The organism is Sphingomonas sp. GlSt437, assembly GCF_048015635.2.
GTDB lineage: Bacteria > Pseudomonadota > Alphaproteobacteria > Sphingomonadales > Sphingomonadaceae > Sphingomonas.
The window spans coordinates 330196-345633 of sequence record NZ_JBPGYA010000003.1; the positions used below are offsets into that span (position 1 = coordinate 330196).

Below are 15438 nucleotides of genomic sequence, written 5' to 3' on the forward strand. Positions count from 1 at the left end.
TTCTTCCGGTGTTGGTTTGCGTTATCGTTCCCGCCCTAGAACGCACATTCGGCGCTGACAAGGGGTGGAAGCCGACCATCAGATCATCGCCATGCCGCCATTCACATGCAGCGTCTGGCCGGTGACATAGGCGGCTTCGCGGCTGGCGAGATAGACGACCGCCGCGCCGATATCCGCGCCCTCGCCCATATGGCCGGCCGGAATGCGCGCGTTGAGCGCCTCCTTCTGCGCATCGGGCAGCGCGTCGGTCATCGCCGAGCGGATGAAGCCGGGTGCCACGCAATTGACGGTGATGCCCCGGCTCGCCAGCTCTTGCGCCAACGCTTTCGACATGCCGACAAGCCCGGCTTTGGACGCAGCATAATTTGCTTGGCCCGGATTGCCGGTGGCGCCCACGACTGACGTGATCGAGACGATCCGACCGAAACGCGCTTTCATCATCGGCCGCGCCGCGGCGCGCGCGAGGCGGAAAGCGGCTTCCAGATTGACGCGGATCACCTGATCCCATTCCTCGTCTTTCATCCGCATCACTAGATTGTCGCGGGTGACGCCGGCATTGTTGACCAGGATATCGAGCTTGCCGCCCAGCGCTTCCACTGCTGCCGGCACCAGCGCATCGACCGCCGCCGGATCGCCGAGATCGCACGGCAGCGCAACATGATCGCCACCAAGCGAGGCGCGGAACGCCTCCAATTTATCGACATTGGATCCCGAAACCGCCAGCCGCGCGCCTTGCCCGGCCAGCGCCGTCGCAATCGCCGAGCCGATCCCACCCGAAGCGCCGGTCACCAGCGCGGTCATGCCTGTCAGGTCGAACATCATCCCTCTCCCTTATTTTCGTTCACGCGGAGGCGCGGAGACGCGGAGGGTCGATAATCGTTGACGATGCGCCTAACCCCCTCCTTCAATGTGTCCCCGCCAAAATTAAGAAGCAGCCCAACGGGCTGCTTCATCAAACGCAGATAGGTGAGCAACTGCTTGCCATGCACGGCGCTCAATCGTTCAATCGACTTGATCTCAACCACCAAACGCTCATCGACTAGAAGGTCGACACGGAATGCCGCATCAAAGTTTATTCCTTCAAACTCGATCGACTCTGCGCGCTGCCGCTCAACGGCATAACCCATTGCGGCAAGTCGCCCAGCAAGAACGATTTCATAGACCGATTCAAGCAATCCCGGGCCCAAATCGCGGTGAATCCGCAACGCGACATCGAGCACATCACCCGAGATTTTGTCGATATCCCGCAGCATGTCCCCTCCGCGTCTCCGCGCCTCCGCGTGAAATCAAATCGCCTTTAACAGCGCCTCGATCTCGTCCATCGACACCACGGCGTGCGTGGCAACATCGTCCACCGTGCGCTTGACCATCGGGGTCAGCACCTTGGCGCCGAATTCCACAAAGTCGCTGACGCCGGCTGCCGCCATGTTGATCATCGTCTCGCGCCAGCGCACCACGCCGGTGACTTGGTCGATCAGTCGCGCGCGGATCTCGTCGGGCTCGGTGATCGGGCTGGCCAGCACATTGGCGTAAAGCGGCACGAGCGGCGCGTCGATACGGGTTGCCTTCAGGCGGTGCTCCATCTGGTCGGCGGCGGGCTGCATCAGCGGGCAATGGAACGGCGCCGAGACGCTCAGCATCATGCCGCGCTTCGCACCCATGTCCTTGGCGATCGCCACCGCGCGTTCGATCGCGCCGATATGGCCCGACAGCACGACTTGGCCGGCGGCATTGTCATTGGCGATCGTGCAGACCTCGCCTTCGGCCGCGGCATCGGCAATCGCTTGCGCCTGGTCGAGCGTCGCGCCGAGCAGTGCGGCCATCCCGCCCAAGCCGACCGGCACCGCGCCCTGCATCGCTCGCCCACGCAGCTTGAGCAGCCGCGCCGTGGTTGGCAAATCGATCGCGCCGGCCGCGCACAAAGCGGTATATTCGCCCAGCGAATGGCCAGCGACAAAATCGGCGACCTCAACGATACGGATGCCGCCTTCGCGCTCCAGCACACGCAGCGTGGCAATGGCATTGGCCATGATCGCGGGCTGGCCGTTTTCGGTGAGCGTCAGCTCATCCTCGGGCCCTTCAGTCATCAGCCGGAACAGGCTCTGGCCGATCGCCTCGTCGACTTCCTGGAACACTTCGCGAGCATGCGGGCTAGCGTCGGCCAGCGCCTTGCCCATGCCGACGGCCTGGCTGCCCTGGCCGGGAAAAATGAAAGCGCGCATGGTCTCTCCCTGCTCGGCGCATTGAGCGGGGCTCGTTAGGCGCGGTCGGGCGGGCTGGCAAGCGGCGGGCGGACGAGGAGCATCGTCGGGCTGGGAGAGAACAGGCGATGGCGGAGCGCGCCGGGCACGATTGCTTCAAGGCCTATGGCACGGAGTACGCCGCCGGCGACGGTGGGCGGTGAGGGGTAGCGATCGACGATCGGCCAGCTCGCTGGAGCCTTGCCCTCCTCAACGAGGTGCAGGCCTGTTGCGGGCCCGGGGGCAGCGTTGCGCAGTTTGGCGAAGTTGAGCGGGATCGCGGCGCGGCGCACGGTAACGGGATCGGCCACAATAACGTCTTGCGGATGCTGCGCCGCTGCGATCACCAGCGCCTCGACATCCCAGCGCGGATGGCGGTTGATCAGCGACAGGAAACCGAAATTGACCGCCACGAGTGCTGCCACGATGGCCCACCGCCACCGCGGCGATAGGTGCTCGAGCGACAGCACCACCCACAGTACTGCCGCGACAGCGGGAAGCGTGAAATAGCGCGGATTGAGCACCAGCTTATGGGCCAGCACCGCGACCAGCAAAAAGTCGGTGACCGCCATGGCCGACAGCACGACGAGCGCACTCGGGGCGAGCTTGCTCAGCCGTCGCCCCGCCAATGCACCTGCCGCGATCAACGCCCAGAACAGCAGCCCGAAATCGTCGTTGATCAGCAGCACCAGCAGCGGGTCGATCGCGGGATGGAGGAGGAAATTGCCCTCCAGGTTCGCCGCGCGATCGATATGTTCGTCATGGTGGAACGCAATGTCGTAGCGGCGCAGCGGGTGGCCGGTCATGATGCCCTGGAACAGGGCCTCGGCGCCCAGTACCAACGCGATTCCGATGCTAGCCGCGATGAGCACCTCGCGCCGCACCGGTCGGCCCCATAGGACGACGATTGTCAGTCCAGCTAGCGACAGCACCGCCGTCTCCCGCGACAGGATCGCCAAGCCGAAGCACAGTCCGGCAAGCACCCCCTGCCTCAATCCCGCTCGGCCGGGCGCCGCTTCGCCGAGCAGCCAGGCGCCCGCGATCAGCGCCACGGCTTCGGTCAAATCGATCCCGACGATCGATCCAGCCACCGCTACCATCGGCATCGTGCCGACCAGCAGCGCGGCAATCCACCCGGCTCGCGCGCCTGCCATCCGCCGCGCGAAAAGCGCCACGATGGCGACGAACGCGGTGTACCACAGCAACGCCGTCACCCCGAACGCCGCCATCCCCCGCCCCATCGTCGCCAGCACGCCGGCAAAGGTCAGCATCAACGGAAAGCGCGTCGACCAGTGATTGTCGCCGGCAAAGGGCGGCGCATCGAGCCAATGGATCGCTCCGGTGTAATAGAGCGAGTCGTCCGACGCGATGAATCCCGTCCACCCGATCGCCAGCGCGGCGGCAATCAGCGCCAGCACGCCGATCGGAAACCAGGGTCGGGCGGTTTTGGTCATCGCAGCGGTTGTAGCGAGAACAGGTGCAGCGCCGGTTAACCGGGCAATGCCGCTTGCCTTTTCCCTCGTTTCCGCTAAGGGCGCCGCTTCCGTTGCACGGGCATGCTCTTGCGACGGCATACGAAGACAGACGACAGCCGGAGGGGTCAGCGCATCGGGCGCTGGTCAGCGATCGGCCAAAGATGAGGCAAAACATGGCTCTATACGAGCATGTGTTCCTTGCGCGCCAGGATCTGGCACAAGCGCAAGTGGACGCGCTGGCGGAAACCGCCACCAAGATTATCGAAGACAATCAGGGCAAGGTCGTCAAGACCGAGAGCTGGGGCCTGCGCAGCTTGGCGTACAAGATCGCCAAGAACCGCAAGGCGCATTACGTGATGCTCGAATTCGACGCGCCCGGCGACGTCGTGGCTGAGCTCGAGCGCCAGACCCAGATCAACGAAGACATTATCCGCTACATGACGATCAAGGTCGACGCGCTTGAAGCCGGCCCGTCCGTAATGATGCGCAAGGGCGATCGCGACCGTGAGCGCCGCCGTGACCGCGATGATCGTGGCGACCGGCCTGAGCGTCCGCGCCGTGACCGCGAAGAGATGGAGACCTATTGATGGCCCGCCCGTTTTTCCGCCGCCGCAAGAGCTGCCCCTTCTCCGCCAAGGACGCGCCGCGCATCGATTACAAGGATGTCCGCCTGCTCCAGGGTTTCGTGTCCGAGCGCGGCAAGATCGTGCCGTCGCGCATCACCTCGGTCAGCGCCAAGAAGCAGCGTGAGCTTGCCCAGGCAATCAAGCGCGCCCGCCATCTGGGCTTGCTGCCCTACGTCGTGAAGTAAGGAGCAGGCCCATGGAAGTCATTCTGCTGGAGCGCGTCGAGAAGCTCGGCGCCATTGGCGACGTGGTGAAGGTGAAGGACGGCTTTGCCCGTAACTTCCTGTTGCCGCGCAAGAAGGCGCTGCGTGCCAACGAAGCCAACCGCAAGGTGTTCGAGGCGAACCGTGACCGCATTGTCGCCGAGAATGCCGAGCGTCGCACCCATGCCGAGGCCGAAGCCAAGGCAATCGACGGCGCCACCGTCACGATGATCCGCCAGTCGTCCAACACCGGCCAGCTCTACGGCTCGGTCGCGGTGCGCGACGTGGTCGAGGCGCTTGAGGCTGACGGTCACAAGGTTGCCAAGTCGGCCGTTGTGCTCGACAAGCCGATCAAGACGATCGGCCTGTTCGACGTGAAGGTGGCGCTGCACCCAGAAGTCGCTGTGACGATCAAGGTCAACGTCGCGCGCTCGCCCGAGGAAGCCGAAATGCAGGCCGCGGGCGTCAACGTGATGGAAGCGATGTTCGAAAAGGACGAGGCCGGCTTTACCGAGGATTACGATCCCAATGCCGAGCCCGGTGCGACTGCCGAAGTACCGGCTGGCGACGCCGCCTGATCGATCGACAGATCGTTATGATCAAGAAAGGCTCCGCCACCCGGCGGGGCCTTTTTTGTTAGCGTCGTGCTTTTAGGGAACGACGGTGAACGCCGCCACCATCAGCGCGGCGGGGACTGCCAGGCAGACGATCGGCAAAAACTTGCTCATCGGCTCTCTCCTCGCGGCGAGGGGCGCCGCATAAAGGGTTAACGACCGGCAACGACGAAAGTTGCGTCACCGGGTTAACGCGCGAGCGCGGCTATTTCCTTCCGAATAATTTTTCGATGTCGCCGTGCGCCAGCTTTACCCAGGTCGGGCGACCGTGATTGCACTGGCCGGAATGCGGCGTGACTTCCATTTCGCGGAGCAGCGCGTTCATTTCGGCGACCGAGAGCACGCGGCCGGCGCGGACCGAGCCGTGGCAGGCCATCGTCGCGGCGACATGGTCGAGCCGCTCCTTGAGGCTGAGCGCTTCGTCATAAGCGGCGAGCTCATCGGCGAGGTCGGTGACGAGGCCGTGGATATCGCCTTGCCCCAACGCCGCCGGTACTGCCCGGACCAGCATCGCGCGCGGGCCGAAGCGATCGAGATCGAGGCCGAACTCGGCCAGTTCGGCAGCGCGCGCTTCGAGACGATCGCAGGCGGGCTCATCGAGCTCGACCACTTCGGGCAGCAGCAACGCTTGTGACGCAACGCCGCCATTCGCCATCGCCTTGCGCAGCCGCTCGAGCACCAGCCGCTCATGCGCGGCATGCTGATCGACAATGATCAAGCCGTCGGCGGCTTCGGCGACGATGTAGGTCTTGGCGATCTGCCCGCGCGCGACGCCGAGCGGGAAATCGGTGCGGTCGGGGATGGGGGCTGCTGCGGGTTCGGCGCGGGCTTGTGGGGGTGGCGAGAAGAAGGCGGGACGGCGGTCGTGGACTGTGGGAATCCCCCAGCTGCCATCTCCGCCGCTATTCGTCATGCCAGCGAAAGCTGGCATCTCTGGGGGCGGAGCGTCTGGCCAGCGATCCCAGCTTTCGCTGGGATGACGGGGGTCGTCGGGATGACGAGGGTCGCCGGGATGACGAGGGGGCTCGCTCGTCCACATCGCCATGGCGTCCGCTGCCGGGCGCTGGGCGCTGCGATGGCCGCCCGCGTCGAGCGCGTGGCGCAGGCCGGAGACGATCAGCCCGCGCACCAACGCCGGGTCGCGGAAGCGTACTTCGGTCTTGCCCGGGTGGACGTTCACATCGACTTCGCTCGCCGGCACATCGAGGAACAGCGCCACCACCGCGTGGCGATCGCGCGCCAGCATCTCAGCATAAGCGCCGCGCACCGCGCCGACGAGCAAACGATCCTTCACCGGCCGGCCGTTGACGAACAGATATTGGTGATCGGCAATGCCGCGATTAAAGGTCGGCAAACCCGCAATGCCGCCCAGCCGCAGCCCTTCGCGCGCCAGATCGACCGGCACGCCATTGTCGACCAGCAGCGGATCGACGATCGCGGCGACGCGGTCGGGCAGATTGTCGGTCGCCGCAACGTTGAGCGACAACCGCCCGTCATGCTGAAGGCTGAAGGCGATGTCGGGCCGCGCCATGGCCAGCCGTTTCACCACGTCGAGGCAAGCGGCATATTCCGAGCGCGCGCTGCGCAGGAATTTGCGGCGCGCCGGGACGTTGGCGAACAGCGCCTCGACACGTACCCGCGTGCCGGGCGGGATCGCTGCAGGCCCCTCGCTTGCGAGCGCGCCGTTGTCGACCGTGCGCGCCCAGCCTTCCGCGCCGCGCACCCGGCTCTCGATCGTCAGCCGCGCGACGCTCGCGATCGACGGCAGCGCCTCGCCGCGAAAACCGAGCGTGGTGACCGCTTCGATCGCCTCGTCGGGCAGTTTCGAGGTGGCGTGCCGCTCCAGCGCCAGCGCCATCTCGTCGGGCGCCATCCCGCTGCCATCGTCGGTCACTTCGATCAGCTCGGTGCCGCCCGCAGCCAGCCGCACCGCGATCCGCGACGCGCCCGCGTCGATCGCGTTTTCGACCAGTTCCTTGAGCGCGCTGGCCGGCCTTTCGACCACTTCACCGGCAGCGATACGATTGACGAGATGTTCCGGCAGGCGGCGTATTGACATGGGGGTGACTCTAGACCAAGCGGCGGCATTCCGCGACCCGCGTCATCACATCAAACCAGCATGTGGGGTTCCCTACATTCTGATGACCGGGAGAGGAATAGGCTCGCCGCCGGGACATAAGGGGTAACCGCGGCCAGAGACGGGACGGTAGATGGTTTTTTCGCGGTTTTTCAATTTGATGTCGCACGATATGGCGATCGACCTCGGCACGGCGAACACGGTCGTCTATCTCCGGGGGCGCGGCATTGTCCTCAACGAGCCGTCGGTGGTGGCGGTCGAGACGCTGAACGGCGTTAAGAAAGTCAAGGCGGTCGGTGACGACGCCAAGCTGATGATGGGCAAGACGCCCGAGAGCATTCAGGCGATCCGGCCGCTCCGCGACGGCGTGATCGCGGATATCGACGTCGCTGAGCAGATGATTTCGCACTTCATCCGCAAGGTGCATGGCGGCCAGCGGCGCTTCATGCGCTGGCCGCAGATCGTGATCTGTGTGCCGTCGGGCTCGACCAGCGTTGAGCGTCGCGCAATCCGCGATGCCGCGTCCAATGCCGGCGCCAGCCAGGTTTTCCTGATCGAGGAGCCGATGGCCGCTGCGATCGGCGCTGACATGCCGGTTACCGAACCGATCGGCAGCATGGTTGTCGATATTGGCGGCGGCACGACCGAAGTCGCGGTGCTCTCCTTGCGCGGTCTCGCCTACACCACGTCGGTCCGCGTCGGTGGCGACAAGATGGACGAAGCGATCGTTTCCTATGTCCGCCGCAACCACAATCTGCTGATCGGCGAAGCGACCGCCGAGCGAATCAAGCAGGAAGTCGGCGTCGCCAAGGCGCCGCCGGACGGCATCGGCCAGACGATCCACATCAAGGGCCGCGACCTGGTGAACGGCGTGCCCAAGGAAATCCAGATCAACCAGGGCCAGATCGCCGAGGCGCTGAGCGAGCCGGTCGCGACCATCGTCGAGGGCGTCCGCGTCGCGCTGGAGAACACCGCGCCTGAACTGGCGGCGGACATTGTCGATCAGGGCATCGTGCTGACTGGCGGCGGCGCGCTGCTGCGCGGCATCGATGAAGTGTTGCGCGACGAAACCGGCTTGCCGGTGACGATTGCCGACGATCCGCTGATCTGCGTCGCCCTTGGCACGGGACGCGCGCTGGAAGACCCGGTCTTCCGCGGCGTTCTGCACAGCGCCTAGCCGCGGCAGCGCAGCATGGCGGCGCCCGCCCCTCGCCGCCCGGGATTTTCCCGGCGCGCTCAATGGGGGTTGTTCTGGGGCTATGTCTTCCTGGTGGCCGGCTCGCTGATCGCCGCGGGCATGCTGGCGCTGGCGACGTTCGACCCGAGCACGTTCGGCGCGCTGCGATTGGCGGTGAGCGAAGTGACCGCACCGCTCTCGACCGGTGTCGCGATGGCGGGATCGGCGATCAATTCGACGCCGGCGGTGGTGTCGGACTATTTCCTGGTGCGCACGCGCAACGAAGAGCTGCGCAAAGAAATCGACGACATGCACGCGCTGATCGTGCGGGCGCGCGCGATCTCGGTCGAAAATCGCCGGCTGAAGCGGCTGATGCGCACGTACGATCAGACCGTCGATCCGGTCGCGACGGCGCGGCTGGTGAGTTCGTCGGCGTCGAGCACGCGGCGCTATGCCATCCTCAACGCCGGGTTCCGCCAAGGTGTCCATGCCGGGCAGCCGGTGCGCGGGCCTGATGGGTTGATCGGCCGCATCCTCGAAGCCGGTCCCGATACCGCGCGCGTGCTGCTGCTGGGCGACCCCGAGAGCATCGTGCCTGTCCGCCGCACCCGCGACGGCCTCCCCGCCATCGCGTCGGGCCGTGGCGACGGCCTGCTCGAGATCAAGGCGGCGAACCTCGCCGATGGCAGCTTCAAGGAAGGCGATCTGCTCGTCACCTCGGGCACGGGCGGCATTTACGGCCCCAATATTCCGGTCGCGACGGTGATGAGCCGCACGCGCGACACCGTGCTCGCCAAACCGCTCGAAATCCCCGATTCCTTCGATTACGCGCTGGTGCAGAAAGCCTATCTCCCCGCCGCTGCCGCGCCCGAGCCCAAATCGGACCAGAAGCCGTGAACCAGCGCATCCGCGGCGCCTTTGACGATGACGAACCAACGCTGCTTTATCGGCTGATCCCGGCGCTGTCGGTCATGGCGGGATCGCTGACGACGATCGTGCCCGTGATCGCCGGCATCGGCTTGCTGCCGCCGTTCGGGCTGTTGATGCTGCTTGCCTGGCGCCTCTCGCAAGCCGAAGCGATCGCGATCTGGGCAGCGCCGTTGCTCGGGCTGTTCGACGATCTGGTGAGCGGCCAGCCGACCGGCTGCTCGATGCTGTTGTGGAGCTTGTGCTTCATCGCGTTCGATCTCGTCGACCAACGGCTGGTGTGGCGCGATTTCTGGCAGGATTGGGCGTTGGCAGCCGGCGCCCTCGCCTTTTGCCTCATATTGGGGCGATTGGTGGCAAGTCCGCTCGGCGCGCATGTTGATACCGTACTCCTCGCGCAAATTCTGGTATCATCGCTGCTGTATCCCGTGATCGTCAGGCTCGTTGCCTGGATCGAAAGAACGCGCGACCCGGCATGAACCGCCCGACCAAGATCATTACCGAGGCAAGCCAGTCGTACAGCTTCAGCCGGCGCGCGATCGTGCTCGGCTCGGCGCAGGGCGCGGTCGGGCTGGTGCTGGCGGGGCGGATGGCGTGGCTGTCGATCGCCGAAAATGAGCGTTACCAGACGCTTGCCGAGAGCAATCGCATCAACCTGACGCTGATGCCGCCACGCCGCGGCTGGATCGTCGATCGCCACGGCACGCCGATTGCCAACAACCGCACCGATTTCCGCGTCGACATCATCCCCGATCGGCTCGAGAAAAAGGGCCGAGTGTTGACGCTGCTCCGCTCGATCCTGTCGCTGAGCGAGGAGGATGTCGATCGCATCGAGCTCGACCTGAAGCACGCCGCCGGCTTCCAGCCCGTGCAAGTCGCTGACAATCTCAGCTGGGACCAATATGCTGCGGTCAGTGTCCGCTTGCCCGAGCTGCCCGGCGTTCAGCCCTCGCGCGGCTTTTCGCGCAGCTACCCCACTGGTGCTGCGGTCGCCCACCTGACCGGCTATGTCGGCGTCGCCTCGCCGGAATTGTTCCGCAAGCTGAAGGACCCCCTGCTCGTCACGCCGGGGTTCAAGATCGGTAAGGACGGGCTTGAAAAGGCGCTGGAGCCGCAATTGCGCGGCGTGCCCGGTGCCAAGCGCGTCGAAGTCACGGCCCGCGGCAAATTGGTGCGTGAGCTCGCCAGCCGGCCCGACCGCCCCGGCATGACCCAGCGGCTCACGATCGATGTCGGCCTGCAGGAATATGCAGCGCGGCGCATGGGCACCAATTCGGGCTCGTGCATCGTCTTCGATTGCACCACTGGCGAGATGTTGGCCATGGTCAGCATGCCGGCCTACGACCCCAACAGCTTTTCGGACGGGATCAGCCATTGGGAATGGCAGATGCTGTCCGACAACGACCATGTGCCGCTGATGAACAAGGTGCTGCAGGGGCTTTATCCGCCGGGCTCCACCGTCAAGCCGATGAACGCGCTGGCGTTGCTCCAGGCCGGCGTGAAGCCCGAGGAGCGGATCAATTGCACCGGGGTGCTCCGCGTCGGCACCGGCCAGTTCCACTGCCACAAGCGCCATGGCCATGGCCCGCTCGATATGAAGAACGCGGTCATGCAGAGCTGCGACATCTATTTCTACGAAATGGTGCGCCGGCTCGGCTATGATCATATCGCCCCCGTTGCTCGCGCGATGGGGCTGGGGCAGAAATTCGATCTGCCCTTCTCGTCCCAACGCTTCGGCACCGTGCCCGATTCCGCCTGGAAACAGCGCAAATACAAGGCCGACTGGACCGTCGCCGACTCGCTCAATGCCTCGATCGGCCAGGGCTATGTGCTGGTCAATCCGCTGCAGCTGGCGGTGATGGCCTCGCGCCTCGCCTCGGGCCGCGCGCTGACGCCGACATTGCTGATGGACGAGGTTCACCGCAATGCGCCGTCGATGGGCTTCGATCCTGCGCATATCGCGCTGGTCCGCGAGGCGATGTACGGCGTCGTCAATCTCGGCGGCACGGGCGGCGCGGCGCGGATGCAAGTGCCCGGCGTCGCGCTCGCTGCCAAGACCGGCACCGCGCAGGTGCGCCGCATCACCCAGGCCGAGCGCAATTCGGGCGTGCTGAAGAACGGCCAGCTGCCCTTCAAGCTGCGCGACCATGCGCTGTTCATCTGTTTCGCACCCGCCGACAATCCGCGCTACGCCGCCGCGATCGTGCTCGAACATGGCGGCCACGTTGTCCGCGAACTCGACACGCCGGGCATCGGCCGCGACATCATGACGTATCTGTTCGATCGCGATCGCGCGATGGCAGCGCTGGCCGCCGTCGAGCCGAGCTGGGGCGGCGACATCCGCACACGGATGACGGCCGAAGCAACCGCTTATCGCGCCGCGCAAGCCAAGGTGACCGCGCCAGGCGCCGCCGACGCGACCGAGACCAATGTCGACGCCGCGACCGAATCCGATGCGGTCAACGCGGCGTCCGAAGCGAGCAACGCCACCGCCAGCGAGCTCGCCACCAATTCGAGCGACGGCGGCGTCGCGGCGGATGGCTCGCCCGAGCCGCAGGACGACCCGCGATGAGCGGCTTCAGCGTCGTCCCCGCGCCACTCGCGCAGCTCCCCTGGCGGATCATCCTGCTGGTGCTGGCGATCGGCTGTTTCGGCCTGCTCGTCATGTATTCGGCCGCCGGCGGCAGCTTGCGCCCCTGGGCGTTGCCGCAGGGCATCCGCTTCTTCGCGTTTCTGGCGGGCGCGGTGGTGCTGTCGCGGGTGCGCGAGAGCTTCTGGGCCTCCGCTGCCTTCCCGGCCTATGGCATCCTGGTTTTCCTGCTCGTGCTGGTCGAGGCGATCGGCAGCATTCGCGGCGGTGGGCAACGCTGGCTCGATCTCGGCATCATTCGATTGCAGCCTTCCGAGCTGATGAAGCTCTCCATCCTGCTCGCGCTGGCCCGCTTCTATGAAGTGCTGCCGCCCAACGAAATCCGCCGCTTCGGCGCGATCTGGCCGGCGGCTTTGCTCATCGGCATTCCCGCAGCGCTGGTCATGCACCAGCCCGATCTCGGCACCGCGCTGATGATCTGCGCGGGCGGCGCGGCGGTAATGTTCCTGGCGGGCGTGCCGATCCGGCTGTTCGCGGGTGGCGCGCTGGCGCTGGCGGCGGCGGTGCCGCTTGCGGTGAATTATGTGCTGCACGGTTATCAGCGTAACCGGATCATGACGTTCCTCAACCCCGATCTCGACCCACAAGGCACCGGTTATCATATCAGCCAGTCGAAAATCGCGATCGGATCAGGCGGCATTTTCGGCAAGGGCTTCCTGCACGGCACGCAGAGCCACCTCGATTATCTGCCCGAAGGCCAGACCGACTTTGCCTTCGCGACCATGGCCGAGGAATGGGGGCTGCTCGGCGGCTGTCTGCTGATCCTCGCGTATTTCGCGATCATCATCTGGGGCATCAACGTCGCGCTGCGTGCCCAGAGCCGCTTTGCCCGGCTGGCGGCGGGCGGCATTGCGTCGACGCTGTTCTTCTACGTCTCGATCAACCTGGCCATGGTGATGGGCCTCGCGCCCGTCGTTGGCGTGCCGCTTCCGCTAATCAGCTTTGGCGGATCGTCGCAGATGACGATGCTGCTGTGCCTGGGCATCCTGATGTCGATCGACCGCCAGAACCGCGAGATCGTGCGCTTCTAGCCGAGGCACCAGCAGCGACGCCAGGCCCGCAAAACCCATTTGCAATCGCGCAAAACCGGTGCTAACGGCCCGCTTCCGATCGCGACCCGGCCCTCGCAGCGCCGGCGCCCGCTCCCGGAATGGACGCATAGCTCAGTTGGTAGAGCAGCTGACTCTTAATCAGCGGGTCCTAGGTTCGAGCCCTAGTGCGTCCACCACCTTTTCTGCCGGAATCGTTAGATCTTTCTCCGTCGATCATCGGCTAATGCGACTTGTGCTGACAAGCCATTCCGACAAAACGAGGGCCGACATACGTATCCGCTGTATCGCGATATACCCATTGCGTGTGATACATTACTAGGGCACTTTTGCCTCATTAATTTGGGGAGAGATCATCATGCGCCGCCTTGTCCTAGCCGCTTTGCTTGCCACCACCGCGTCGATCGCCAGCGCCGCGCCGACGCCCAAGGAGCAGCTGATGGTCGCGCCCGCCGGTGCGCGGCATTACACCATCAGCTCGGCCGCCGGGAAGCATGGCGATGTGTGGGCGTGGCAGCTGCCCGACGGGCGGGCGGCCTATCGCATGTCGATGTCGCTGCGCGGCTGGATCACCGAGACCGATGAGGTGGTCACGCTTGACGCCACCAAGCGCCCGGTGAGCTATGTCATTCGCGGCTATACCGACACGGGCGAAGCGACCGAGAATTTCAGCGTCGACAAGGCCGGCATCGCGCATTGGACGACGGTGATCGACAGCGGCGCGGCGCCGTTCGGCGCTAAGCGGTACAACACTTATGGCGGGCCGCCGCTCGCCAATGAGTTCGACATCAACGCGCTGGTTGCGGCCGGCCCCAAGGGTATCGATCTCCTGCCCGGCGGCCATGCGTCGATTTCGGTCGGGCCATCGACGGAGATTCAGGGGCCGCAAGGCGCCAAGACGGTCAAGCTCGCCTTTGCGACCGGCTATGGCTTCACCCCCGCCCCCTTCTGGCTCGATGCCGACAATCATTTCTTCGGCGTCGCCGGCGTCGTCTCGTTCCTGCCCGAAGGCTATGAGGCCAATGGGCAGAAGCTGAAGGAAATCCAGGACAAGGCGACCGCCGACATGGTGCGCGACATTGCGCATCGCTTTCTGACGCCGGCCAATCGCACGGCAACGCTAGTCGATCACGTCCTGCTGTTCGATTCGGTCGCGGGGCAATATCTGCCAGATCGCGCGGTATTGATTGCCGATGGCAAGGTGGCAGCGGTCGGTGCGGGCGGATCGATCGCCGCGCCGGCGGGGGCCACCGTGATCGACGGACACGGCAAGACGCTCACCCCCGGCCTGTGGGACTCGCACCAGCATGTCGGTGACGACTGGAACCTGCTCCAGAATGTCGCGACCGGCATGACCAATTATCGCAGCCCCGGTTCGGCGATCGACGATGCGCTCAGCATCTACAAGCGCCGCGCCTCGGGCGATCTGCTCGCGCCCGACGGCAAGATTTCGGTGATTATCGACCGCAAGGACCCGCTCGCGGCGCAAGGCGCACTGACGGTCAGCTCCGAGCAGGAAACCATCGCCGCGGTCGACAAGATCAAGGCAGCCGGCCTGTGGGGCGCCAAATTCTACACCTCGATGAACCCCGCCTGGATCGCGCCGGGCGCTGCGGAAGCGCACAAGCTCGGCCTGCACGTCCATGGCCATGTGCCCGCCGGCATGCGGCCGCTCGATGCGGTGCGCGCGGGCTATGACGAAGTGACGCACATCAACTTCATCATGATGCAGGCGATGCCGCAGGACGTGGTCGACAAGTCGAACACCGCCGCGCGGCTGGAAGGGCCGGCGAAATACGGCAAGGACGTCGATCTCGATTCGCCGGCGATGACGGCCTTCTACAAGGAGCTCGCCGAACGTCACACGATCATCGACCCGACGCTGACCGTGTGGGAGCCGCTGATGACCTCTGACGGCAGCGCGATCTCGCCCGAATATGCCGATTTCACCGAGGTGTCGCCACCCGCCGTGGTGCGCGGCTGGAAGATCGGCGGCTATCCGCTGTTCGGTGGCCTGACGCGCGACGATTTCCGCAAGAGCTTCGCGAAGATGGTCGGGCTGGTCGGGCGGCTGCATCAAGCCGGCGTGCCGATCGTGGCGGGCACCGACGGCTATGGGCTGGAGCTGGTGCGCGAGTTGGAATTGTATCAGCAGGCGGGGCTGACCAACGCGCAAGCTCTGCAAACCGCGACGATCGTCCCAGCGCATATGACGGGGATGGACGACCGCACCGGGTCGATCGCGGTGGGCAAGACCGCCGACATCATCCTAGTCGATGGCGATGTGTCGCAGAAGCTCGGCAATCTGCGCCACGTCGAGACGGTGTTCCTCGATGGCTACCGTCTCGACGCACAGGCGCTGCGCCAGGCCAGCGGGTTGAGCGGCATGCCGAAATAGCG

The 15438-nt window shown here is 65.4% G+C and carries 14 protein-coding genes and 1 tRNA gene; 10 read left to right on the plus strand and 5 right to left on the minus strand.

The genetic code is table 11. The features are described from left to right. Nucleotides 1–78: 78 nt before the first annotated feature. Genes fabG through ACLB0R_RS15610 form a run of 4 tightly spaced genes read right to left on the minus strand, consistent with a single transcriptional unit; the run spans nt 79 to nt 3694 of the window. Nucleotides 79–819: a 3-oxoacyl-[acyl-carrier-protein] reductase gene (gene fabG / locus ACLB0R_RS15595; RefSeq protein WP_416644267.1), complete on the minus strand. Its 741-nt coding sequence runs from the start codon at nt 817–819 to the stop codon at nt 79–81. Further along, nucleotides 819–1250, minus strand: a complete 432-nt coding sequence (locus ACLB0R_RS15600; protein WP_416644376.1) for a GxxExxY protein — start codon at nt 1248–1250, stop codon at nt 819–821. Before ACLB0R_RS15600 ends, fabG begins: the two co-directional genes overlap by 1 nt. 36 nt (nt 1251–1286) lie before the next feature. Beyond that, nucleotides 1287–2222: an ACP S-malonyltransferase gene (gene fabD / locus ACLB0R_RS15605; protein ID WP_416644268.1), complete on the minus strand. Its 936-nt coding sequence runs from the start codon at nt 2220–2222 to the stop codon at nt 1287–1289. Nucleotides 2223–2257: 35 nt separating this feature from the next. After that, nucleotides 2258–3694: an ArnT family glycosyltransferase gene (locus ACLB0R_RS15610; protein ID WP_416644269.1), complete on the minus strand. Its 1437-nt coding sequence runs from the start codon at nt 3692–3694 to the stop codon at nt 2258–2260. Between the two features lie 194 nt (nt 3695–3888). Here ACLB0R_RS15610 and rpsF point away from each other — a divergent pair, with 194 nt between their 5' ends. Genes rpsF through rplI form a run of 3 tightly spaced genes read left to right on the plus strand, consistent with a single transcriptional unit; the run spans nt 3889 to nt 5122 of the window. Then, the gene (gene rpsF / locus ACLB0R_RS15615; RefSeq protein ID WP_416644270.1) at nt 3889–4302 is read left to right on the plus strand and encodes a 30S ribosomal protein S6; all 414 of its coding nucleotides are present in this window, start codon (nt 3889–3891) and stop codon (nt 4300–4302) included. Beyond that, nucleotides 4302–4526: a 30S ribosomal protein S18 gene (gene rpsR, locus ACLB0R_RS15620; protein ID WP_007403456.1), complete on the plus strand. Its 225-nt coding sequence runs from the start codon at nt 4302–4304 to the stop codon at nt 4524–4526. The genes rpsF and rpsR overlap by 1 nt, the downstream gene beginning before the upstream one ends. Before the next feature lie 11 nt (nt 4527–4537). After that, the gene (gene rplI / locus ACLB0R_RS15625; RefSeq protein ID WP_416644271.1) at nt 4538–5122 is read left to right on the plus strand and encodes a 50S ribosomal protein L9; all 585 of its coding nucleotides are present in this window, start codon (nt 4538–4540) and stop codon (nt 5120–5122) included. 241 nt (nt 5123–5363) lie between these two features. Here the strand turns inward: rplI and mutL are convergent, their stop codons facing one another. Further along, complete coding sequence (gene mutL / locus ACLB0R_RS15630; protein ID WP_416644272.1) at nt 5364–7217, minus strand: DNA mismatch repair endonuclease MutL; 1854 nt, start codon at nt 7215–7217, stop codon at nt 5364–5366. Between the two features lie 151 nt (nt 7218–7368). Here mutL and ACLB0R_RS15635 point away from each other — a divergent pair, with 151 nt between their 5' ends. The 7 genes from ACLB0R_RS15635 (at nt 7369) to ACLB0R_RS15665 (ending at nt 15436) form a co-directional block, all read left to right on the plus strand. Then, nucleotides 7369–8412, plus strand: coding sequence for a rod shape-determining protein (locus tag ACLB0R_RS15635; protein ID WP_416644273.1), 1044 nt, complete (start codon nt 7369–7371; stop codon nt 8410–8412). A 15-nt stretch (nt 8413–8427) separates the two neighbouring features. After that, nucleotides 8428–9309, plus strand: coding sequence for a rod shape-determining protein MreC (gene mreC, locus ACLB0R_RS15640; RefSeq protein ID WP_416644274.1), 882 nt, complete (start codon nt 8428–8430; stop codon nt 9307–9309). Further along, entirely contained in the window at nt 9306–9818 is a 513-nt protein-coding gene (mreD, locus tag ACLB0R_RS15645; RefSeq protein WP_416644275.1) for a rod shape-determining protein MreD, read from the plus strand. Before mreC ends, mreD begins: the two co-directional genes overlap by 4 nt. Continuing rightward, complete coding sequence (gene mrdA, locus ACLB0R_RS15650; protein ID WP_416644276.1) at nt 9815–11911, plus strand: penicillin-binding protein 2; 2097 nt, start codon at nt 9815–9817, stop codon at nt 11909–11911. Before mreD ends, mrdA begins: the two co-directional genes overlap by 4 nt. After that, complete coding sequence (gene rodA / locus ACLB0R_RS15655) at nt 11908–13020, plus strand: rod shape-determining protein RodA (RefSeq protein ID WP_416644277.1); 1113 nt, start codon at nt 11908–11910, stop codon at nt 13018–13020. Before mrdA ends, rodA begins: the two co-directional genes overlap by 4 nt. Nucleotides 13021–13141: 121 nt before the next feature. Next, a tRNA-Lys gene (locus ACLB0R_RS15660) sits at nt 13142–13217 on the plus strand. Nucleotides 13218–13396: 179 nt separating this feature from the next. Beyond that, entirely contained in the window at nt 13397–15436 is a 2040-nt protein-coding gene (locus ACLB0R_RS15665) for an amidohydrolase family protein (protein ID WP_416644278.1), read from the plus strand. Nucleotides 15437–15438 lie beyond the last annotated feature (2 nt).